This is a genomic window from Streptomyces sp. AM 2-1-1 (assembly GCF_029167645.1).
GTDB lineage: Bacteria > Actinomycetota > Actinomycetes > Streptomycetales > Streptomycetaceae > Streptomyces.
On the sequence record NZ_CP119147.1, the window covers coordinates 7,096,293 to 7,116,734 of the forward strand.

General features: G+C 71.7%; 18 protein-coding genes and 1 pseudogene. 9 read left to right on the plus strand and 10 right to left on the minus strand.

From position 1 onward, the window contains the following. The first annotated feature begins 150 nt into the window (after positions 1-150). Positions 151-1,017, plus strand: coding sequence for a DUF3592 domain-containing protein (locus PZB77_RS30585; protein WP_275490452.1), 867 nt, complete (start codon positions 151-153; stop codon positions 1,015-1,017). A gap of 173 nt (positions 1,018-1,190) precedes the next feature. On the opposite strand, the pseudogene PZB77_RS30590 reads toward PZB77_RS30585, so the two are convergent. From PZB77_RS30590 to PZB77_RS30610, 5 genes and pseudogenes are all read right to left on the minus strand, one after another. Continuing rightward, a pseudogene (locus PZB77_RS30590) lies at positions 1,191-1,319 on the minus strand (IS5/IS1182 family transposase); the annotation flags it as partial. A gap of 160 nt (positions 1,320-1,479) precedes the next feature. Further along, positions 1,480-2,253 carry a TipAS antibiotic-recognition domain-containing protein gene (locus PZB77_RS30595; protein WP_275490451.1) on the minus strand — a complete coding sequence of 258 codons (774 nt, stop codon included), beginning with the start codon at positions 2,251-2,253 and terminating at the stop codon, positions 1,480-1,482. Positions 2,254-3,158: 905 nt separating this feature from the next. Beyond that, positions 3,159-3,428 (minus strand): GlsB/YeaQ/YmgE family stress response membrane protein, encoded by a 270-nt coding sequence (locus tag PZB77_RS30600; RefSeq protein ID WP_275490450.1) that lies wholly within the window; start codon positions 3,426-3,428, stop codon positions 3,159-3,161. Positions 3,429-3,877: 449 nt separating this feature from the next. Beyond that, positions 3,878-4,039, minus strand: a complete 162-nt coding sequence (locus PZB77_RS30605; protein WP_275490449.1) for a hypothetical protein — start codon at positions 4,037-4,039, stop codon at positions 3,878-3,880. A 308-nt stretch (positions 4,040-4,347) separates the two neighbouring features. Further along, positions 4,348-5,301: a LysR family transcriptional regulator gene (locus PZB77_RS30610; protein WP_275490448.1), complete on the minus strand. Its 954-nt coding sequence runs from the start codon at positions 5,299-5,301 to the stop codon at positions 4,348-4,350. Positions 5,302-5,374: 73 nt separating this feature from the next. On the opposite strand from PZB77_RS30610, the gene PZB77_RS30615 reads away from it, so the two are divergent. The 3 genes from PZB77_RS30615 (at position 5,375) to PZB77_RS30625 (ending at position 7,915) form a co-directional block, all read left to right on the plus strand. Next, positions 5,375-6,256 carry a DMT family transporter gene (locus PZB77_RS30615; RefSeq protein ID WP_275495842.1) on the plus strand — a complete coding sequence of 294 codons (882 nt, stop codon included), beginning with the start codon at positions 5,375-5,377 and terminating at the stop codon, positions 6,254-6,256. Positions 6,257-6,741: 485 nt separating this feature from the next. After that, positions 6,742-7,071 (plus strand): hypothetical protein, encoded by a 330-nt coding sequence (locus tag PZB77_RS30620; RefSeq protein WP_275495843.1) that lies wholly within the window; start codon positions 6,742-6,744, stop codon positions 7,069-7,071. A gap of 562 nt (positions 7,072-7,633) precedes the next feature. Further along, entirely contained in the window at positions 7,634-7,915 is a 282-nt protein-coding gene (locus PZB77_RS30625; protein ID WP_275490445.1) for a hypothetical protein, read from the plus strand. Positions 7,916-8,196: 281 nt separating this feature from the next. On the opposite strand, the gene PZB77_RS30630 is transcribed toward PZB77_RS30625, so the two are convergent. Then, on the minus strand, positions 8,197-9,105 hold the full coding sequence (locus tag PZB77_RS30630; RefSeq protein WP_275490444.1) for an NmrA/HSCARG family protein: 909 nt from the start codon (positions 9,103-9,105) through the stop codon (positions 8,197-8,199). A gap of 101 nt (positions 9,106-9,206) precedes the next feature. Here PZB77_RS30630 and PZB77_RS30635 point away from each other — a divergent pair, with 101 nt between their 5' ends. Beyond that, entirely contained in the window at positions 9,207-9,839 is a 633-nt protein-coding gene (locus PZB77_RS30635) for a TetR/AcrR family transcriptional regulator (protein WP_275490443.1), read from the plus strand. A gap of 295 nt (positions 9,840-10,134) precedes the next feature. On the opposite strand, the gene PZB77_RS30640 is transcribed toward PZB77_RS30635, so the two are convergent. After that, a complete protein-coding gene (locus PZB77_RS30640) occupies positions 10,135-11,463 on the minus strand; it encodes a helix-turn-helix transcriptional regulator (protein ID WP_275495854.1) in 1,329 nt (442 codons plus the stop codon). Between the two features lie 398 nt (positions 11,464-11,861). Between PZB77_RS30640 and PZB77_RS30645 the strand changes: the two genes are divergently transcribed. Then, the gene (locus PZB77_RS30645; protein WP_275490442.1) at positions 11,862-12,386 is read left to right on the plus strand and encodes a hypothetical protein; all 525 of its coding nucleotides are present in this window, start codon (positions 11,862-11,864) and stop codon (positions 12,384-12,386) included. A gap of 310 nt (positions 12,387-12,696) precedes the next feature. Here PZB77_RS30645 and PZB77_RS30650 read toward each other — a convergent pair whose 3' ends face one another. Continuing rightward, entirely contained in the window at positions 12,697-13,380 is a 684-nt protein-coding gene (locus PZB77_RS30650) for a DUF1963 domain-containing protein (RefSeq protein ID WP_275490441.1), read from the minus strand. Positions 13,381-14,062: 682 nt separating this feature from the next. Here PZB77_RS30650 and PZB77_RS30655 point away from each other — a divergent pair. Continuing rightward, positions 14,063-14,395: an ankyrin repeat domain-containing protein gene (locus PZB77_RS30655; RefSeq protein WP_275495853.1), complete on the plus strand. Its 333-nt coding sequence runs from the start codon at positions 14,063-14,065 to the stop codon at positions 14,393-14,395. A gap of 157 nt (positions 14,396-14,552) precedes the next feature. Here PZB77_RS30655 and PZB77_RS30660 read toward each other — a convergent pair whose 3' ends face one another. Both PZB77_RS30660 and PZB77_RS30665 read right to left on the minus strand, forming a co-directional pair. Beyond that, entirely contained in the window at positions 14,553-14,798 is a 246-nt protein-coding gene (locus PZB77_RS30660; protein ID WP_275490440.1) for a hypothetical protein, read from the minus strand. Between the two features lie 1,014 nt (positions 14,799-15,812). Further along, on the minus strand, positions 15,813-16,967 hold the full coding sequence (locus PZB77_RS30665) for an Lrp/AsnC family transcriptional regulator (RefSeq protein WP_275490439.1): 1,155 nt from the start codon (positions 16,965-16,967) through the stop codon (positions 15,813-15,815). Positions 16,968-17,026: 59 nt separating this feature from the next. Here PZB77_RS30665 and PZB77_RS30670 point away from each other — a divergent pair, with 59 nt between their 5' ends. Together PZB77_RS30670 and PZB77_RS30675 are read left to right on the plus strand one after the other, a co-directional pair. Further along, positions 17,027-18,280 (plus strand): M20 family metallopeptidase, encoded by a 1,254-nt coding sequence (locus PZB77_RS30670; RefSeq protein WP_275495844.1) that lies wholly within the window; start codon positions 17,027-17,029, stop codon positions 18,278-18,280. A gap of 7 nt (positions 18,281-18,287) precedes the next feature. Then, positions 18,288-19,712: an MFS transporter gene (locus tag PZB77_RS30675; RefSeq protein ID WP_275495845.1), complete on the plus strand. Its 1,425-nt coding sequence runs from the start codon at positions 18,288-18,290 to the stop codon at positions 19,710-19,712. The last annotated feature ends 730 nt before the right edge of the window (positions 19,713-20,442 follow it).

Consider the following 20,442-nt stretch of genomic DNA (forward strand, 5'->3'; position numbering starts at 1 on the left):
GCGACGACAGCTACGGCACCTCGCCGCGTTGTCGGAACGTCCACATACATCCAGTATGCGGGCGCCCCTCCGCCTTGCGATGCACCGCATCTGACGCCGCGCACTGATCCACCACGAATTGCGGGACAGCCCTCAGGGAAGGGAGCACGTATGGGCCGGCACGGATATCTGGCGTTGTGGTGCGTCATCCTCGGCGCCGTCGCGCTCGTCGGATACGGACGGTCGCTGGCCGGGGTGACCCGCGGCCAGCGGGCGGTCCGCGTCATGGGCCGGATCGAACGGGTCACGGAGCCCCGGCACGGGAGCTCGGGACGCGAGGGGATCGCCGTGGTCGTCACCTTCCGCGATCCCGCCACGGGGCAGGAGTTCACCGTCACCAACGACGGCGAGTGCGGCGACCGAATCAGCACGGCCTGGACGGGCCGGGAGATCGGCATCCGCTACCCTCCCGGCCGCCCGCACGCCTACCGCTTCACCACCGACCCGGACGCCGGACGGAGCGGCCTCGGCCGGCCCAACTTCGCGGTCTTCCTCATCTACGTCGGGCTGGTCGTCGTCGCCTCGATCGACTGGGGCTGGCCGTGGGCCCTCATCGGCTTCGGCGTGCCCTGGACGCTGCTGGGCGCGACCTACCTGCCCGGGGCCGTACGCGACTCACGCCTACGCATCGAGGGCCTCGCCTCCGGCGGCCCGGTCCCGGGCCGCGTCATCGCCGTACTGAAGGACGTCACCGTCGAAGCGGACGGCGAAACCGCCACCAGCCACACCCCGGTCGTCGCCTTCACCACCCACGACGGCACCGCCGTCACCGCCTACCGCACCGTAGGGCTGAGCGATCCCGCCCGCTCGCGCGGCCGGGACCTCACGATCCATTACCGCCCCGACAACCCGGTCGTCTTCACCACAGACCTCGCTGCCGAACACCGCTCCCACGTCGCTGAGATCGCGTTCGCTGCCGGGGCCCTTCTCTTGGGGGTCGGCGCGGCCGTGGCGGGAGGGATCTTGATCGCGGGCTGACGCCCACCGGCCCTGACGAGCCGGCCCCGCGACCGGCACGACGTCAGGTGACAGCCGCCGCCGAATCGATGTGTTCGCGCATGCCCGGATGAAGACTCGACGGTGCGGCAACATCGTTCTCGGTGATGTCCTGCGATTCCTGGGCGACGTCCATCAGGCCCGAACGAGCGTTTTCAGCGGTGCCTCTCCAGGGCGAGGACGGCTTCGGTGATGACGCTCATGCGGTCGGGGCCGATGCGGGATCTGGGGAAGAGCCGCCAGGACCTCAGCCGCGCCACGCGTCGTTCGACGGGTGCGTCGGCTGTGCGGCACGACGGGGGAGTGACCGGCCGGCCGCCGGCATCTGTGGCACAACCTCGGGCAAGCCGCTGAGCGGGCTGTCGCCGGCCACCACCCGTGCCTTCGCGTCCGGGTCCCCGACCGCGAGGGGAAACCCGGGCCGGTGGGGGCCGGCGAGGGTGATCAGCCCAGGTGCTGCTGGGCGTATACGGCGATCGCGTCGCGAAGGAACTCGGCCAGCGCGGGGTGCTTGGCGTCGTATCGGGCCTTGAAGTCCGGGTGGTCCACGTAGGTCTGACCCAGGCCCGTGAACGAGGCACGGCCGGGGGTCCAGAACGCCGAGACCGCCTCGAACTGCCGGCCCATGAGTTCCAGTGCGCGGGCGTCCGTCGGCGGCACTCCGGCCCGGACCAACTCGACGGCCGCGTCCTCGATCGCCTCGTACTCGGCACCGATCCTCTGGGTCCGGGGCGTATCCCAGCCGGCCATGCGGCGCTTGCTCTCCGTGATGTGCTCCATCACCTTCTTTCCGTGCCGGTCGACCAGTTCGTTCTCATACTGCGTCTGCTTGACGGGGTCCAAGCCCTCGAACAGCTCTGCCGGGTTCATGGGGGTCGTTCCTTCCAGGTGAGCGAGGGTGTTGGCGACCGTCTTGGCCAGTTGGTCGAACCGTTCACGTTCGGCGAGGAGCTTGACGAGGTGCCCGCGCAGGGCCGTGACGGCGTCCTTCTCCTCGTCCACGACCTCGGCGATCTCGGCCAGGCCGAGACCGAGCTCGCGCAGGAGGAGGATGCTCTGCAGTCGCAGCACCGACGCCTCGCCGTAGTAGCGCTTACCGCCACTGCCGGCCCTGTCCGCGGGGAGCAGACCAAGGGCGTCGTAATGACGCAGCGCCCGCGAGGTCAGCCCGGACATCGCCGCCAGTGCCGTGATCGACCACTCTTCAGCCACGTGCACCTGCTCTTTCCTTGCCCATCACCCTCGACGGATCACGCCGACATCAATCACCGTAGAAGTTGACGCAGCGGCAACCGCAAGCCGGATCCCGTCGCCGGCATCGTGGTCTGCGTCACATCTCTCCTCGGAGACAGAAACCTCCGGACTGCGGCGGAGAACGGGCCAGGCCGGTTTCTGTCCGGCTGCCGCTGCCCGCCGGGTTGCCGTCCGCCCCCGCAGCCCTCCATGGGCCGGCCCCTGCCGGCCGTCGGGTCCTCTGCGGGCCGCGAGTTCTGCCGCACGTCTCCCTGCTGGGGGCGGGCGTGCTGGCGGCCGGCCGTTTCGCTGGTGAACCTGCCCCCGAGCGGCGCACTCGGGACTCCGGCCACTGTTTACCGAGGCACCCGCCCGGAAGAGGGGCCGGTGCGTCGTTCGCAGCGGGGGCACTTCGCCACCAGGGCGGATGTCGGATCCCGGGGGCGAAAGCCCGCTGCCCGCCAACGGGACGGCCCGACCGGGTGGCCCGGCCACGCTCACCGCCCGCGCCCGCAAGTACGGCGCGGACATCGCCGCCGTGGTGGGCCGGTGCACGGCCGGGTGGGAGGGTGGCCCGCGCGTGACGGACGAGCCACCCTCGCCTGCTGACCAGCCCGTTCACCTGCCGGCACAGGATGAAAGAGGCTCACTGAGCGTTTTCGAAGTGGCCTGCGGGCGGATGACGGCGATGAGGGCGCAGCGCACGCGGGGGAGCCGGTGCCGAGGCGACGGCCCGGTGGTCGAGGCGGGGCCCAGGACGCGTTCCCGGCCGAACAGGGGGCCGCTCCGCACAGGGCCGGCCCGCGACCTGAAGCCCTCCGACATACGCGGACATACGCGAAGCGGCCCCGCCCACCCGGGCGGGGCCGCTTCGCGGTCATGGGTGCGGGTCAGGCGTGACGACGGTTTCCGGTAATGACCCGGTACAGGACGAGGAGGATCAGCGAGCCGACGATGGCAGCGATCCACGTAGAGAGGTCGAAGAAGCCGTCGATCGAGTCGACGCCGAAGATGACCTTGCCGAGCCAGCCGCCCAGGAGACCGCCGGCGACGCCGATGAGCATCGTGATGATGATGCCGCCCGGGTCCTTGCCCGGCATGAGTGCCTTGGCGATGAGGCCCGCGAGCAACCCGATGATGATCCACGCAATGATGCCCATGTTGCCTCTCCTACCTGGTCATATAAAGACGGTGTCAAGAAGCCGTGTTTACCGTGCCGGTGTTTTCAAACCCTGTTCGCACGAAACATCTGTGCATCGGCCGGCGGGGCGGCACCCCAGGGCGCGGGATCCCGGGCGACGTCGGTCCGCGCCGCGACGGGCCCCCGGTGGTTCGCCCGCAGTGACGGCCGGTCCCCTGCTGCCCAGGGGCGCGGCCTGTTTTTCGTCGGGCCGTCCGCACACGCCGCACCCCAAAGAGCCGACTCACCATCACCGTCGTGACCAGCGACCACAACAACACCTGAGGGACATTGCGTTGTACGTCCGGACTGAGGTGAGAGCCGCCGCTCCGAGGTGAGAGCCGCCGCTCCGCCGACGCCGATCGCGGCGAGCGCGCTCCTCCGGTCCCCGGCGGGTTTTGAAGGGTCATGACCTCGACTCCGGACCGTTCAGACGCCCGCGATGAGCAGATCGCCGAGCTGCGTACCGCTCTTCAGCAGGCGGTCGGGCGGAGGATGGAGTGCGACGCCGAGTGATGTCCTCGGCGTGTCCAGCGAGTATCCCGACGCGGCGGCCAGAACGTGGACGGTCGAGCTTCTGCCGAGTTTCAACGCGACAAGTGCCTCAACGGCGACCGTGACGGCCTACGCCCTGTGTCTGCCCACTTCATGAGGTGGTTCCCCCGGCGAGCGGGCAGCGGCATCGTCCCACGACGCTGTGCCGCTCCGGGTTGCGGTTCAGTGGCAGGTGCCGGGCGGCCAGCGGTCAGGACCGGTTCTCCGTGTGGTGACGGAGCCCCCTCGGACCTTCCGGGTGGGGCTCCGTTTGCGTACCCGCCTGCCAGCGCCTGCGCGGCACCGCGCCTTGGTGGCTCAACGGGCGGCTTCTGGGGAGCTGGTCGGGCCTGGTCCTGCTCCCCTCAGGCCGTTCGTGCTGGTGGACGTCCGGGAGGTCCGGGTTCGGTGGTCGGGGGCGGGAGGAGGCGGTCGAGGACGTATCGGATGTCAGGGTGCCGGCCGGTTCCGGAGCGGTAGAGGGCGTGGATGCTGCGGTGGACCGGCACGTGCAGGGGGTGGACGCTCAGTTCCGGTGTGGGGGCGGGGAGGGCCATGCGCGGGATGAGGGCGACGCCCGCGCGGCGGGCGACCAGGGCTGTGAGGACGGTGAAGTCGCCGGCCACCGCCGCGGTTCGCGGGACGAAGCCGGCGGCGCCGCACGCGCGCTGTGTCATTTCGTGGCACGCGGTCTCGGGGCCCGGGAGGAGCCAGGGGGCGTCGGAGAAGCGGCGCAGGTCTGCCGGCGCGCCGGGTGACAGGTGGCGCTCGGTGGCGTCGGCGGTGTGCAGGACGAGGAGGACGGGTTCGTCGAACAGGGCCAGGTGCTCGCAGCCGGCGGGAAGAGGGCGGGGGAGCAGGCTGTAGGAGTGGGTGACGGCGATATGGACCTGGTGCCGGGCGAGGGCGGTCTCGGCGGCCGGGGGTTCGTGTTCGGCCAGGAACAGGGTGGGCGCTTCCGGGGCGGGTGCGGTGCCGGGCGTGGGCCAGAGTGTGGGGATGATCGTGCGGGCGGCGGAGGCGAACGCCGCGATCCTGACGGTGCCGCGCTCGCCCTGACGCAGTGCTGTCAGGTCCGACTCGGCTGCGGCGAGGTTGCCGAGGAGCACGTGGGCGTGGTCCACCAGGCGCTGTCCCGCGCCGGTGAGGTGAAGGGTGCGGCCCCGCTTCTCCAGGAGCCGTACCCCGGCCTCCTTCTCCAGCACCGCCAGCTGCTGGGAGACGGCCGGGCCGGTGAGGTGCAGGGCCTGCGCGGTGGCCGCGACGGTGCCCTGCGAGGCGAACTCGGCCAGCACCCGCAGTCGGCGAACATCCAACAAGGAAGACTTCCTAACTGATCAATAAGAAAAAGATAAATAGACCTAATGAATGCTACCCGGCAGAGTCGGCAGGGTGAAGCTCGACAAGACCCCGCTCGCCCTCGCCGCCACCGTGCTGCTGTGGGCCACCGCCTTCCCCGCGATCCGCGTGGCCCTGGACGGCTACGGACCGGCCCAGCTGTCCTTTCTCCGCCTCGCCGTCGCCTCCCTCGCCCTCGCCGCCGTCACCCCGTGGCTGAGTATCCGGCGGCCCGCACGCGACGACCTCTGGCGCATCGGCCTCGCCGGCGGCACCGGGATGAGCGCCTACCAACTCCTGCTGAACTGGGGCGAGCTCCATGTCCCCGCCGGTACCGCCAGCCTGATCATGGCCGCCGTCCCCGCGATGAGCGCCTTGCTCGCGGCCCGCTTCCTCGGCGAGCGGCTCACCCCCACCAAGGCCGGCGGTTCACTGACCGCTCTCGCCGGCGCGGGACTCATCGCGCTGTCCGGCACGGAGAGCGGATACACGGCGGCCGCATGGACCGTCCTCGCAGCGGCCTGCGGCCAAGCCCTCTACCACCTGACGATCAAGCCCTTGCTCCGGCACTACACCGGACTGGAAGTCGCCGCCTACACCATGTGGGCCGGAACCGCCTTTCTGCTCCCCCTCGCCCCCACCACCATCCGGGCTTTTTTTTCCGCCCCCTCAGATCGACAGCCGCCGCCGTCTGCCTCGGCCTCACTCCCCTCGGCCACCGGGTTCTTCGTCTGGGGTTCTGCCGTCGCCCGGCTCAGCGTCACCACCGTCACCGCCGCCCTCTACCTCGTTCCCGCGGATGTGCTCGCCGCCTCCTCCCTCAGGTACGGCGAACAACCCCACCCCACCGCCGTCCTCGGCGGGCTCCGCTCCATCACCGGCCTTCTGCTCCTCGAACAAGTTACCCCGGCCCCCGCGGCCCGCAAAGCTGGATAACGAACACCGCGACCGGGAGAGACCGCCTTCCCACGCCACCACTCCTGACCCCCGGCCGACAGCCCGATCAGGGGCGGTGCGCCCCCGCACCCTGAGTACTCGAGTCCGTCCGGCGCCACGAGATGCGTGCATGGACCCCGCCTTCCCCCCCTCCCCCTCCCCCTCCCCCTCACCCCCGCTAACCGGTCAAGCGGGGCTATTGCTCTTGCTTGCCGTGTGTCTGGCAGAGGAGGGGTGGCCACTCCACACGGCGGGGCTGGGAGACTGTTTTCCTTCTTGCGCCCGCGTTACCGCCCCATGGCCCTGCCCGGCAGCCGCTGTGAGCTCAGCGGCCGGTTGCCTGCTTCTTCCCCACTTTCCCCTCGGCAGGAGTCACGGACACGACCTGCCTGCTCAGCGCCGAGTTTTTTCCCTACAGCCCACCCGTCGCGCTTCCCCCCCGGACCGTGCACATCCAGCACGCGGGCAGGCAGCTCGGTCCGTGCGTGTCGACCAACCCGGCCATCACCACCGGGACGATGACCATCTCGTTCGACGCGACCCGTTCCTGTCTCACGGTGGCCTCCCCGTCGACCGCCACCCTGACGATCAACTGGAACAACGGCCAGAGCAGCACCCTCCTGGTGAACTACGTCAACAACAACGCCGCCGGCCAGATCGTCTCCGTCGGCACGGGCGCGGTCACCACCGGCCTGTTCGCCGGTGACAGCGCGGTCGTCGTCAACGTCGGCCCCACGCTGGACACCCTGAACTGTGTCCTCAACGGGATCAGCAGCCGCACCGGAACCTTCACCCTCGAACTCACCTCCCTGTAGCCGTCATGCTGGCGGCATGGGTGCGCGCCGGGAACCATGACCGGGACGAGGCCACCGCACCAGCCTGCGCTCGAAACGAAGGGGCCGGAAGCGCTGAGCACGTCTCCGGCCCCGTTTGCATGTCCGCCCCCTTTCCGGGCGCAGGTCACCCGCCTCCAGACCCGCGAGCGCGCGGTCCGCAAGGTCGGCCGGATGCTCCTGACCTCCGCCACCGGCACCGGCTGCGACATCGAGCAGACGTGCGGCGTCACGGACCTCACCGCCAGCGATCACTTCAAGAAAGCCCGCACCCTCATCGACAGGGCAACCCCCTGCACCCACTCGGCGCGACCCCGGCCGCGAACACCCGCCCCGCCCCCTCCTCCAGGACGTCCTCGGCCCCGGGCAGGACACCACCCTCCTCGTCAGCACCCGCCCCTGGCCGCTCCTCGCGCTGCGCACGCAGACCCACTACCTCAAGGGCCAGATCCGCCGGCCCCGGCCGGACCTCGCCGCGCGCCTGGGCGAGGAGGTCCGCAAGGACTGGCAGCCCCGGGGCCGGGAACGGGCCCGGAAGCGGGCGGTGGCCTCCACCGGTATCAGGGTCGAGACCCGTGCCCGGTTCGGCTTCACGGCCGCCGCGGGCTCCAGCGACGACGGCAGGATCCGCCGCCTCACCCAGCCCCTGCCACCCCGCTACGCCGCCCGCCTCTTCGGCGCCCGGGCCGCCGGCGCCCGCGACGAAGACCTCCAGGCCGTCATCGCCGAAGGCCTCCAGGACCAGTACTTCCAGGACGGCGGCCGCCGCGCCGCCGGCCTCCACGTCCAGTTCACCGACATCGACTACCTCGACATCCAGCTCTGATCCCCGCACCAACCGTCCCGGGCCTCCCCAGGTCCGGTGAGCCGAAGCACGTTGGTCGTCACATAGGCAGGCTTGCTGTCACCGTTGGTTTCGACCAGGTTGCGGTAGACGAATCGGTGGTCGGTCGTCACCGTCTCCGGAGCGAAGAACGGCAGGCCGGCCACGAGTGCCCGGCGAATTCGGCAACCACCGCGGCGGGGATGCCGGGGCAGGGCCACTCCAACTTCTCGCCCCAGTCCGCCCCGGCGGGCGCGGCCGAGCGTCGCAGCGCCGGATACGCCCTAGCCGGACACGGGTGTCAGCTGCTCATCCGCCCACTCGGCGAAGGTGGTCACCGGGATGCCCAACTCCCGGGCAAACTCGGGCCGGGCGGGCTGGAGGACCGCGTTGTTCCACTCGTGTCCGGCTCCCCACTTCGGCATGCCCGCGTCGAGGGCCTCTTCCAGGCTCATGGAGGGCGCGGTCACGGGCACGCCCCAGGCGGCGGACAAGGTCTGCGCGATCTGCTCCATGGTGCGCAGGTCACCGGCCAGTTCCAGTTCCACCTCGTGGAACCGGTCAGGGTCTCGAAGGGCGTGCGCCGCAGCCGTGCCGATGTCCCGCGCGGCCACCAGGGCCAGTTCGGTGTCCGGTTTCAGTACCGTCAGCAGTCCGCCGCGGGGCCCTCTCGGCGCCAGCAGGGGCAGATTCTCCATGAAGAAGGCGGGCTTGATCACCGTCCAGCGGGCAAAGCCCGCACCACGCACCGCCTCCATGATCGCCTGCTTAGTGTGGAAGTAGTCCGCCATCGCCGCCCAGCGGCTCTCGGCCCAGCCGGGGGCCCGGGTGTGCTCACCGACTCCACTGGTCGAGGACTGCACGAACTGCCGTACACCCCCAGCCTTCGCCGCGTCCACCAGGTTGGCGGCTTGGGCGAGCTCGCCCGCGAAGTCCACGCCGGTCTCGTTCATCGGCGGCATCTGCACCGAGAACACCGCGCGGATTCCCTCGACCGCTGGGCCGAGGGAGGCCCGGTCGGAAAGATCCGCCCGCACCAGTTCGGCGCCCAGCGCCTCGATCGCCTGGGCGGCCTTCGACCGCGGATCGCGTACGAGTGCACGTACGGGCACCTCGGCGGCCAGGAGTGCGCGGGCCGTGGCCCCGCCTTGCTGGCCGGTGGCTCCGGTGACCAGGACGGTATCGCTGTTCATGGTTGCTGCTCCTGACGGACCGGAGAAAGAAAACGGCGGGGCCCGCCGCTTTGCTTGCCGCTAAGATATGGCGGTGCCCGCCGTTTAGCAATGAGGAGATCATGCCCGGTCAGCGCTCGGACGCCCGACGCAACTACCAGCGCATCCTCGCCGTCGCCGAAGCCGAGGTCGCCGCGCACGGCGCCGAGGCATCCCAGGAGCAGATCGCCCGCACCGCAGGCGTCGGTTCGGCGACCGTGCGCCGTCACTTCCCCACCCGCCGTGCCCTGCTCGAAGCCGTCTTTCAGGAGCGCATCGAGGGCCTGTGCGAGCGCGCCCACCGGCTAAGTGCGACCGAGGACGGCCGCACCGCCCTCCTGGAGTGGCTCCACGCCCTCGTCCTCTACGCCGTCTCAGCCCGCGGATTCGCCAACACCCTCAGCTACGAGCCCCCCACCGAGGAACCCTCCCCGCACTCCTGTGGCAACAGAATCGCAGCGGCCGCAACTCCCCTGCTCCAGCGGGCCATTCGCGACAAGGCGGTTGCACCACACGTCACCTTTCACGACCTGCTGACCCTCGCCGTCGGCATCGCCCTGGCCACCGAGCACCACAAGGACCCCGAGACCCAGGCCGACCGCCTCTTCCGCCTCGCTGTGGAAGGAATCAGCCCCGAGCACGGCATCGCTGGGGCAGCCGGGAACTCAGACTCTTCGGTACTGGTGACAGAAAGTCTGCCGAACGGGCGCTTGTGACAAGCGGGATGCCCTTATCGGTGACAACCGACGTGCCTCGACCGGTCCTCTCCGCCGGCTCATCCGGCGTCGCCGGTGACAACTCCCGAGCTTCGGCTTAACCGGGACGCGGCGATTGGGCCGTCAGATCGGCGTACAGGGCTTCCGGGGTGGGTCGTGTCGGTCCGGGGCTCCCGGGGTGTCCGGCGGGAGCATGGCCCCCTGAAGGATCAGGCGTAAGAGGAGAGTCGTTAGCTTGTCGTTCAACGACTTCGCTGGGCAGGCAACGGCGGCGCTGGGGCAGCGATCGGCTCAGCTAGCTGGGCACCGGAACCCAGGCGCGCATGTCCGCGTCGTTCGTGCCGTACCAGTAGCGCGGCATTCCTTTGATGCTGGTGGTGCGGAACGGACGGCCGTTGTCGTCGATGCGGATCGTGCCGGTGCGGCCCTGGGAGGACCAGTCGAGTTCGAGGTACCAGCGGGCGTCGCAGGTCTGTGTCGTCGCGTCGACCAGCAGCACCTCCGGGTCCTCGGCGGAGACGCGGTACGGGAAGCGCACGGCCGGCATGGTCCGTCCGCGATCGGCACCGTCCTTCGGGCGGGCGACAGGGCGGTCGACGTCGAGGTCCACGGTGAAGCGGCGGGGCGTGAGCTCGCCGCCGCAGCCCTGTTCCATGGAGTACGCGCTCCCGGCGGCCGGGTTGCCGCGGCCGACGACGCGGACGCGGAGCGCCTCCAGGACCACGGCCGTGGATGAACGCCCCTGCACCGAGATCTGCACCATCGTCCGCCGCCCGTGCACCGCGCCCTGCGTCGACGCCCACGCCCCGGCGTCCTGCTCCACCGGCGGCGGAGGCACCTGTGCGGGCGGTTTGTCGATGACGTAGTCGTGGCCGCAGCCCTTGTCCCAGACCAGGGAGTCGGTGCTCCAGGTGAGGGGCAAGTCGGTGGCCGGCTTCACGGCCGAGGTGAGATCGCCGCTGGTGGGTGACGGGGGAGTGGTGCGCTGCCGAGGGCTGGGCGACGCGGAGCTCCGGGAAGGGGAGGAGGGGGAGGCCGGCGGTTTCGCCGAGTGCCGGGGTGCGCCGGGGGCGGTCGTCCAGGGGGCCGCCGGGCGGGAGGCGTCCGCCTCGGAGGAGCCGTCGTCCGACAGGGCGAACACGATGCCGAGAGCGGCGAGCAACGCGCAGGCGACGGCGGCGGACGCCAGGGCCCGCCGACGGCGGTTCGGGAGGCGGGGAGCGCCGGCGAGGGCGGGGGAAAGCGGGTCGGGATCGTCTCCGGGCTGTTCTGCGGAGCTGCCTGCCTCGACGAGTGGCCCGTCCGGCTCCGGGTCTGCCCCCGGTTCCGATTCTGGCTCCGGTACCGTTGCGCCCGCCGAGCCGGCCGTTCGTGCACGCTGCCGATCGACCACCGCCGACAACCACAGCCGGTGCAGCTCGAGCCGCTCCTGCGGTGTCGCCCCGCAGAAGACCGCGAGCCGTTCCACTGGCGCGAATTCCTGCGGTACCGCCTCGCCCGCGCAGTACCTGTGCAGCGTGGAGGTGTTCATGTGGACGCGCCGGGCCAGAGAACCGTAGCTCCGGTCGGTGCGCTCCTTCAGCCCGCGCAGCAGCGCCGCGAACTCCTCGACATCGTCCCGCATGGACACCGTGCCCCCGTCGTCGCCCGCGATCCCGTATCCCAGGCGCTCGTATACCTGCACGTCAGATGGGCTGGGACGGTTCCACCGTCGCGTCAAGGGCGGCAGCCGTTGCGCCGGGCTCCGGCGACCGCCGATGCTCCTGGTGTCGCACCGACCAGGGCTGGAGGGACCAGCCGGCGTCGGGCGACATCCGACACGCATCCACCGACGGTTACCTCCACAGCCACCGGGGTGTGACGCGTCATCACCCACCCTCACGATGCCGGTCTCCGTATCGGGCAGCCGGGCCGTCCTGTCCCCGCACCGGACACGGCCGGGATGCCGACACGTGCGCCTTCGACACGAAAGCCGCAACCGGCCGAGAGCAACCACAAACGGATCAGAGAAAGAAGTCGCTCATGAACATGAAATTCCCGGCACGCCGTCGTCCGGCCCGCCGCGCCGCCGTCGCCGCCGGCCTCGCCCTGGCCGTCGGACTCGGTGTGTCGACACAGATGTCGGCGCAGGCGTCCGTCCGCGCCCCCGCAGCGGCGTCCACCGCCGCACCACAGTCGGTCAGCGGCACGTTCGGCCAAGCGGTGACCCGGGTCGCCGACTTCTACGGCGCGTACATCGACGCGAAGGGCGACGGCACGGACCGGGACGTCACGCTGGCCGCAGCGCTCCGCAGGCACTACCTGACGCCCGACTTCGCCGAGCGGCTTGCTGCCTGGGAGGAGAAGAACGCGACGGACGGCATCCTGCGTGCCCAGAACATCCCGGCGCGGTGGAGTGTGACCGACAACGGCATCGTGGGGAACGGCCATGAGGTCATCATCACCCTGACCTACGGCAGCGGGGAGACGACACAGAAGACCAGGCTCTTCGTACTGCTGGAGCGGTACGACCACATCGCCGACATCGCCACCACGAGCGCCCGCTGACGGCGGCGCCGCTCCCGTCCGGGCACCGCGCCCCGCCGCAGCGACGGCGGGACGCGGGGCCCGGTGGGAGCGGCGCCGCGGGTAGCCGGCGACGGCACGGCGCCGTGACTCGCGCTTGTGTCCGCCCGGGCACACCCACGTGCCCGGCCACATGCGGTTCTGCCAGTCGGCGTACGGAGCCCTGCGAAGGCGGAGCGTGCGGGCTGAGCTGCACTGTGAGCAGGCAGGGGGGACTCCAAGCACTGCCACCCGTAGCCCGCAGAACGTGAGCCGGCGGCGAGACGGTGGTCGTGAAGGAGACTGAGGGCGGTCAGTCCGAGTCGTACCAGTGAGCGACGGGGCGCTCCGGGCAGCCACGGCACTCGAAGATGTACACCGAGCCCACACTGCCCACGTCAAGCCCGGTGGGGTCCACCGGGACTGCCCGACCGTCGTCCTCGTCCCGGTCCTCCAAGGGCAGCCAGATGCGCCACGAGGCGCCGTCGCATTCCCAGCTCGACACGGTGAGCAGGTGGTCCATGCGGCGGCCGCACCCCTGGCAGTCCACCCATCCCTGACCTGTGAACCAGGACGGATACCCGCCGATTTTGATGCCCGGCGCCTCGGCGAAGCCGGAGAAGGGCAGCAGCGGAATCGCCTCCTGCAGTCGGCGGAAGTCCTCCTGCCATGCGTCGGCCAGGTCTTCCGGCAGATCCCAGCTCGGGTATTCCGTCACCCGCTCCGGGTGGACCACGCACGGCGCCGGAACATGCCCACGGGCCGCTGCCGGATCCGTTGGCGGTGCCGGGAGCACGGCCCGTACGGCGGCGGAGTCGTGCCAGAACACCACCGGCCACGGTGACGCGGGAAACTCGTGGTTGAACGGGCACCAGAGCACCTGCAAGACATCCGTGCCCTCGGGGAAAGACACCACGCCGGACGGCAGGTCCGCGCGGAAGGCCTGCACGACCGGCACCATCGGCACCCTGGAGCTGCCCGGCAGGCCGCTGCCCAAGTCTTGGTGCGTTTGAGTACAGACCGGCCAGGCCTTGTCTACCGGCCACAGCAACGGCCCGCCCACGGAGCTCTCAGTGCTCGACGGCACCCCCCGCCTCGGATGCAGACGCACTGTGTCCCGCGCCCACGCGGCGAGCCCTGGAACAAACCTCACCACGTCCACGGGACGTGGCGGCGTCCGCCGTCTCGCCACGCCTGTCCCGAGGTCCGAGCCCATCAGATGATCATCCATGGAGGAACCCTGCCAGACGGCGCCCGAGCGTTGTAGTTGGCCGGACGGGCCAACTACAACGGCACAGCTGAACGGCATCCGAGCGACCGTTGCCCGCCCCGGGTCTCCCCCGGGGGCCGGGGCGTGGCCGTGGGGTCCGGAGATCGGCGTACAGCGCTTCTGGGCCGTTCGTTCCGAACCGGTCCGCCGGGGCGGGGCGTCCGGAACCCCCGAGGTCCCCTCGGGAATCGAAAGGGCCGGCGGTCCACCTCGGGCCGGATCCGTCCCGGAACCCTTCTCTTCCCCAGAGCCCAAGGGGTCTCTCAGGGAAGTAGTCGGCGCGCCCGGCTCCCGCCCCCGAAAAGGCCCTCGGGCCTGGCGCTGACCAGTCCTGCGGTTGCCCGGTCGGCGGGATCGGATGCCGTGGCCTGAGAGGATCTTCGCTGAAGGGGGAGGTGCAGTAGTGCAGATGCCACCGGCGCACTTGGCCGTCGAACAGGATCGGCTGGAGGAACTGCGCGATCTGTTGGTGGCAGGAGCCGATATCCACGAGGAGTACAACGGGTTCACCCTTCTGCACAGTGCCGTCGACGGGGAGATCGACGGACACGTTCAGACCGGGGAACCTCTTCACGTGGATGCCACGTGTCTCCTGCTGTCTCAGGGCGCGGATCCCACTCGTCGTTCGCACGGTGGGGCGGGGGTGTCAGCGCATCACCTGGCCTTCGTCAACCGGCACTGGCTTGCTTGCGCTCTCTTCGAGGCCTGGCTCGCCCGTGGAGAAGCCATGGGTGATCTCTGACGAAGGATTCCGGGATGCCGCACGGTCCTCGGTCCGCGTCCCCGGGACGTGCGACCTGGCGGTGGTGCCCCGGCAGCGTCCCCGCCCCCGTCCTCGACCTGGCGGGGGCGGGGAACCGCACCTCCCGGTGGCCCGTCCGGGCCGCCGGGATGGTGTCTCAGTCGAGTACGGGGGTGCCGGCGGCCTTGCGGAGGTCTCGCCGCGCCAGGGCGGCGCCCCGGCTCTCGTTGAGCAGCCCCAGGAGTCCGATCGGGAGGGCGAGCCACCGCCACGCGGTGTCGAAGTGGGTGATCACGCCGGCCATCCAGGCGCAGTGGATCGCGATGCCCACGAGATTGCCCAGCAGCCGCAACCCTGGATGCGCTTTCCTGCGGAATACTCTCTCGAACCAGGTCTTTTCCATGGCCCCACCCCTTCACTTCGGCCCGGGACCGGCCCGGACGACGACAGGCGCACCATAGAAGACCCGCATGAACTCCCTTGACCACACCCCATGGTCAAGGGGTTTCCCCCAGGACATCGACGACCATGGGGGCAGAGGAAAGGCCCGTGGTAGGGCAAGCCGGGACCGGCCTCGCCGCCGGAGCTCGTCGCGCGCCTTCGGCGTGCCCGCGTGCTCGTGCACCCGGGCACCACCTGGCGGGCCGTGGACTTTGTGGTGCCGGCGCGGCCGCCCACCACCCGGGCACCCCGCCGTAGCCAGGGTTGCGGAGCTAACCCCACGCCGTCGCAGTGTGCTGCCACAGCCCGCGACCGCCTGGTAGACCAGCCCCCGCGAATCCGCTCCACGCCCCGTCAAAACCCGCTCCAGGACGGGGCGGAACGGATTTTCGCGAGAGGTCGAATGACCGGCGGCCGGCGCGGACTGTAGACCTCGCGCTCAACCGGAGCGCACCTGCCGGGAGACCCTCCGTGTCCCCGCTCGCCTTGATCGTCATCGTGCTCGTGGTCGTCGTCGCGCGGCGATCAGGCTCGCGCGAGTTCCTCGCGGCGGCAGACGTCTGCGGGCCCGCCGTGCCGGTCATCGCGGCACCGTCCCGGCCACCCGAACCGTGTCCGTCCTCCTGCACCCCCTGCCACGCGCCGCCGCTGCGCCCGCTGCTCCATCACTGCGACCGCCTTCGCCCGGACGGTGCCGCGCCGCCGCGACCCCGCCGTTTCTTCGCCGAGGTGCTCCTGCGCCTCAACTTCCTGGGCCCTTGCTCGACATCGAGGCAGGCGGCCCCGGCCAGGGCCCGCGCCCCTTCCGCGACCCGGACGCGTCCGCGGACGGTGACGAGGACGGCGAGCACCGCCGGTCGGCACGGGCGGCCGTCCGGGGCGCGGCCATGGGATCCCTCCGGCGGGGCGGCGCCTGCAACGTATCTGCTGCAGCCGACCGGGCGGACATCTCTTCCGCTGACGCACGGGGGGTGTGTCAGCGGCCCGCGCGCAGCCGTTCCAGCAGGGCGTTCTCCGCCCGTTCCGCGTCGTCGTCCTCCCAGAAGGTGACCGGCACGCTCCTGATGTGGCGACCACGCGGATCGAGCAGATGGCCCGCCAGCTTCAGCTGCCAGAGCGCCACCGCTCGGTCGGCGACGACGAGTTCGGGGAAACGCGTGGAGAGCCGGGCTTCGAAGGCGGCGATGTCCTCGGGGGATCGCAGCCACACCGTGAGCATCAGGTTGTGCGGCCCGGAGAGCGAGGCGCAGAGCCGGGTCTCGCGCATCCGGATCAGTTGGGCGGCGACCCGTGAGGTCTCGGCCGCCGGTGCGGCGCCCCAGAGGGTGACGGAGATCGGCCAGCCGGAGAGGTAACGCGCCACCTCGCAGCGGTAGACCAAGGCATCCTGCCGGTGCATGCGGTCCAGGCGCCGGCGGACCGTGGTGGGGCTGACGCCGAGCCGTTCCGCGAGCCGGGCGGCGGGCTGCCGGAAGTCCTCGCTGAGCAACAGGTACAGCCGGGTGTCGAGCATGTCGGGGGCGGCCAGCCCCCGGCGGGGCGCGGCCACCGGCGGCCGGTCCGTCACCAGCGCGTCCTTGCTGTCCGGCCCAAGCCGGTCCAGCCGCCAGCGGCTTCCCTCAGTGTGTACGACGGTGGCGAGCTGCGTCCGGGTCGCGGACACGCCGGGCAGCCGGCCGAGGCGGAAGCCGACGTACCGCGTGAGTGCCGCCTGGTCGGGGAAAACCGCGTTCAGGATCAGGTCCCTGGAGCCGCTCATGTGCTCGATGGTGATGAGGTGGGGATCGTCCGCGATCTCCGCCGCCACCGCGTGCAGCGAACCCGCCGCACAGTCCACCTCGATGAAGGCGATGATCGGCACCGCCGGTCCCACGGCCACCGTGTAGCAGCTCAGCCAGGCGTGACCGGCCTCGGTGAGCCGGTTCCAGCGGCGGGCCGCCGTGGAGGCGTCCACTCCGAGCGCCTTGCCGATCTGGGCCCACTCGGCGCGCGGCGAGGTCTGCAGGGCGGTGATCAGGAGGTAGTCCAGCTCGTCCAACAGCGGCGGGTGAGCGGCGCCCAGCAGGGCCCCGGCGCCAGCCGGTTCCGGCGGCGTGGGCCACCCGGTGGATTCGTGCGTCGAGGGTGTCATCGGAGGCGCTTTCCTGCGGATGATCCGGCCCGGAGGGGTTCGCTCCGCACGATACGCCCATGTCTCTGCTCCACGATGCCCACGCGCTCGCCCCCTCGCTCACCGCCCTGCGGCACGCCCTGCACCGGGAACCCGAACTCGGACTGGACCTGCCGCTGACCCAGGCCCGGATCCTCGACGCGCTGGACGGCCTCGGCCTGGAGATCCGGTCGGGCCGCGCGCTGAGTTCCGTCACCGCCGTCCTGCGCGGCAACCGCCCTGGACCCGCCGTGCTGCTGCGCGCCGACATGGACGCCCTTCCCGTCACGGAGGACACCGGCCTGCCGTACGCCTCCGTGCTCGACGGGCGGATGCACGCCTGCGGCCACGACCTGCACGTCACCGGGCTGGTCGGGGCCGCCCGGCTGCTCGCGGCGCGGCGCGGGGAACTGGCGGGGGACGTGGTCTTCATGTTCCAGCCCGGCGAGGAGGGCATGGGTGGTGCCCGGATCATGATCGACGAGGGGGTGCTGCACGCCGCCGGGGAGCGGGTGGTCGCCGCGTACGCCCTGCACGTCGTGTCCACCGGAGCGCCCACCGGCTACGCCGCCACCCGCCCCGGCCCGATGCTCGCCGCCTCCGACGCCGTGCACGTCACGGTGCGCGGCCGGGGCGGCCACGGCTCCTCCCCGCACTCCGCCACCGACCCGGTGCCCGCGCTGTGCGCGGCGGTCACCGCCCTCCAGACGGCGGTGACCCGTGAGATCGACGTCTTCGACCCGGCAGTGATCACTGTCGGCAGGATCGAGGCGGGCACCGCCGCCAACGTCATCGCGGACACCGCCCGGTTCGACGCGACCGTGCGTACCTTCTCCGCCGCCGCGCGGGCCACCGTCCGCTCGGCCTTCGAACGGACCGTGCACGGGGTGGCGCGGGCGCACGGCGTCACCGCCGAGATCGACTACGTCGAGCAGTACCCGGCCACCGTCAACCACGCCGGCGAGGCCGCGTTCGCGCTGGAGACCGCCCGCGCCGTGCTCGGCGAGGACCACGCCTTCGAGGCCCCGCACCCCATGGCCGGGGCCGAGGACTTCTCCTTCGTCCTGGAGGAGGTGCCCGGCGCGTTCGTGGGCCTCGGCGCCTGCCCGCCCGGCACGGACCCGGCCACCGCCCCGATGAACCACTCGGCTCGGGCGGTCTACGACGACGGCGCCCTGCCGCACGCCGCCGCCCTGCTCGCCGGGCTGGCGCTGCGCCGCCTCGGCGGCCCGCTCACCGCCCCGGACGCCCTCCCGGACCTCCGGGCCGTCCCCGCGCCCGCCCGTCAGGAGTGACATCCCCGTGACCGACACCGCCACCCCGCCGCCGGACACCACCGGGCGGAAGCCGCCCGCCGCGTCCGTCACCGCCGTCGTGGGACTGCTCGTCTTCTTCGAGATGACCAGCGGTTTCCTCCAGGTCGGCCTGGCCCCGCTGCTGCCGGACCTCGCCGACCACCTCGGCATCGGCTCCGCCGCGCTGAACTGGGTCGTCTCCGTGCAGTTGCTGGCCGCCGCCGTCTGCGTCCCGCTGTTCGGCCGGCTCGGCGACCTCTACGGCCACCGCAGGCTGCTGCGGATCGCCCTCGCGGTGATCGCCGCTGGCACCCTGATCGTCGCCCTCGCACCCGATTACGGGGTGCTGCTCGCCGGCCGCGTCCTCCAGGGGCCGATCGCCGCGTTGCTGCCGCTGGAGATCGCCCTGGTGCGCGATCGGCTGCCGGTGACCGACGCCCGCCGGGCCATCGCCCGGCTCGTCGGCGCGCTGACCGCCGGAGCGCTGGCGGGCGGCCTGGTCATGGGGCTGGTCGACTCCGCCTCCGGCTCCCTGCGGCTGACGCTGCTGGTGCCCGCCCTGCTCGCGGTGGTGTGCGTCCCCGTCTCCTTCGTGGCGGTACCGGAATCGCGCACCCGGGCGGCCGGGCGGGTCGACTGGGCGGGGGTGGCGCTGCTGAGCACCGCCATGATCGCCCTGCTGGGCGGGGTGTCCGGCGCCGCGGACGGCTCGTGGGGCTCGGCGCGGGTGCTCGGCCCGCTCCTGCTCGGCCTCGCGCTGCTCGCCTGCTGGGCGGTGGTCGAGCTGCGGAACGCGGAACCCCTGGTGGACATACGGGCCCTGGCGGCACGCACCACCGCCCCCTTCCACCTGGCGGCGTTCCTCTTCGGCGTCTTCTACTTCGGCAGCCAGACGCCCAACGCCACCTTCTACGCGGCCGACCCGGAGGCCACCGGCTACGGTTTCGGCCTCACCGCCCTGGCCATCTCCCTCGCCTCGCTGCCCGGCGCCGTCGGCAGCGTCGTCGGCTCGCTGGCCACGGCGGCGGTGGCGCGGCGGATCGGCTACCGGGCGACCCTGATGACCGCCTTCGGCCTGGTGGCGCTCACCTTCCTGCAATTCGCCCTCGCGCACGGCGCGTTGTGGCAGATGGCGGCCGGCTCGACCTTCCTCGGCCTCGGCATCGGGCTGGCGCTGGGCGCGATGCCCACGGTGATCGTGGAGGCGTCCGACCCGACCCGCACCGGCATCTCGGCGGCCCTCTACAACAACGTGAAGACACTAGGCGGAGCCGTCGCGGGCGGTGTCTTCGCCTCCTTGCTCGGCGCGCTGACCTTCACCGGCGCCGACGAGCCCGGCGAGGGCGGCTACACGGCGGTCTGGCTGGTCTGCGCCGCGTGCGCACTGGGCGCGGTGGCGTTCGCGGCCTTCTCTCGGCGGAGGGAGGAGTGAAGGGCGGGGCGTCCCATGAGGCGGGAGCCCGCCCCGGCACCGCCCTCGGCACACCCGCCCCGTCCCAGCTCACCGAACGCATGTTCACCACGACCCCCACACCCGCACCACCCCGCCGGCACAACTCTCCCCGACCGCCCCGCGTCCCCCCGGCCGCCGCCCGCGCCCGCTCCACCAGCCGTTGACCTGGGCCGCGCGACGAGGGCGCCATCGCCGCCCCCGTCATCGCCGCGCCTTGACGACCCGTCCGCACAGCCGTCACACCGGCCCGGCCGCGCACGGCCCCGACCGCGGCCCCGGGGTCAGGCCGGGGCCGTCTGCCGCAGCGCCGCGACCGGGGACGCTTCCGCACCCCGCGCAGCTGCTTCCTGTCGACTTCGGGGTGGGCGGGGACGACCGCGTCGACGGACGCCGTGGTAGGGAGCGGGACGCCGACGGCTCCGGCCCGGCTGGTGCCGAAACGGACCTCGACGGACTGCGGGGGCGGAGCCGGCCGAGCCGGACCATGTGGTCCACGCCGGCCCGGCGCATCCTCAGCCGGGCGGCGGCCCGCTCAGGTCCGAGCGGGGCGTCGGCGGCGATCAGGCCCACGAGGTCCTCGCGGCGGCAGATCGCCGCACCCTGACCGGGGTGGTGCAGCGTCCCGGCCGGGACATCTGCGGCCACCAGGGAACAGCCCCGCACGGGGGAAGCGCGTCGCATCCGTGTACCGAATTGGTGCCAGTACCCC

Bases quoted from the DNA above. Each gene is read 5' to 3' on its own strand.
- PZB77_RS30585 (WP_275490452.1), top strand. From the start codon at position 151: ATGGGCCGGCACGGATATCTGGCGTTGTGGTGCGTCATCCTCGGCGCC.
- PZB77_RS30600 (WP_275490450.1), bottom strand. From the start codon at position 3,428: ATGGGCATCATTGCGTGGATCATCATCGGGTTGCTCGCGGGCCTCATC.
- PZB77_RS30630 (WP_275490444.1), bottom strand. From the start codon at position 9,105: ATGAACAGCGATACCGTCCTGGTCACCGGAGCCACCGGCCAGCAAGGC.
- PZB77_RS30635 (WP_275490443.1), top strand. From the start codon at position 9,207: ATGCCCGGTCAGCGCTCGGACGCCCGACGCAACTACCAGCGCATCCTC.
- PZB77_RS30640 (WP_275495854.1), bottom strand. From the start codon at position 11,463: ATGCGGGACGATGTCGAGGAGTTCGCGGCGCTGCTGCGCGGGCTGAAG.
- PZB77_RS30645 (WP_275490442.1), top strand. From the start codon at position 11,862: ATGAACATGAAATTCCCGGCACGCCGTCGTCCGGCCCGCCGCGCCGCC.
- PZB77_RS30655 (WP_275495853.1), top strand. From the start codon at position 14,063: ATGCCACCGGCGCACTTGGCCGTCGAACAGGATCGGCTGGAGGAACTG.
- PZB77_RS30660 (WP_275490440.1), bottom strand. From the start codon at position 14,798: ATGGAAAAGACCTGGTTCGAGAGAGTATTCCGCAGGAAAGCGCATCCA.
- PZB77_RS30665 (WP_275490439.1), bottom strand. From the start codon at position 16,967: ATGACACCCTCGACGCACGAATCCACCGGGTGGCCCACGCCGCCGGAA.
- PZB77_RS30670 (WP_275495844.1), top strand. From the start codon at position 17,027: ATGTCTCTGCTCCACGATGCCCACGCGCTCGCCCCCTCGCTCACCGCC.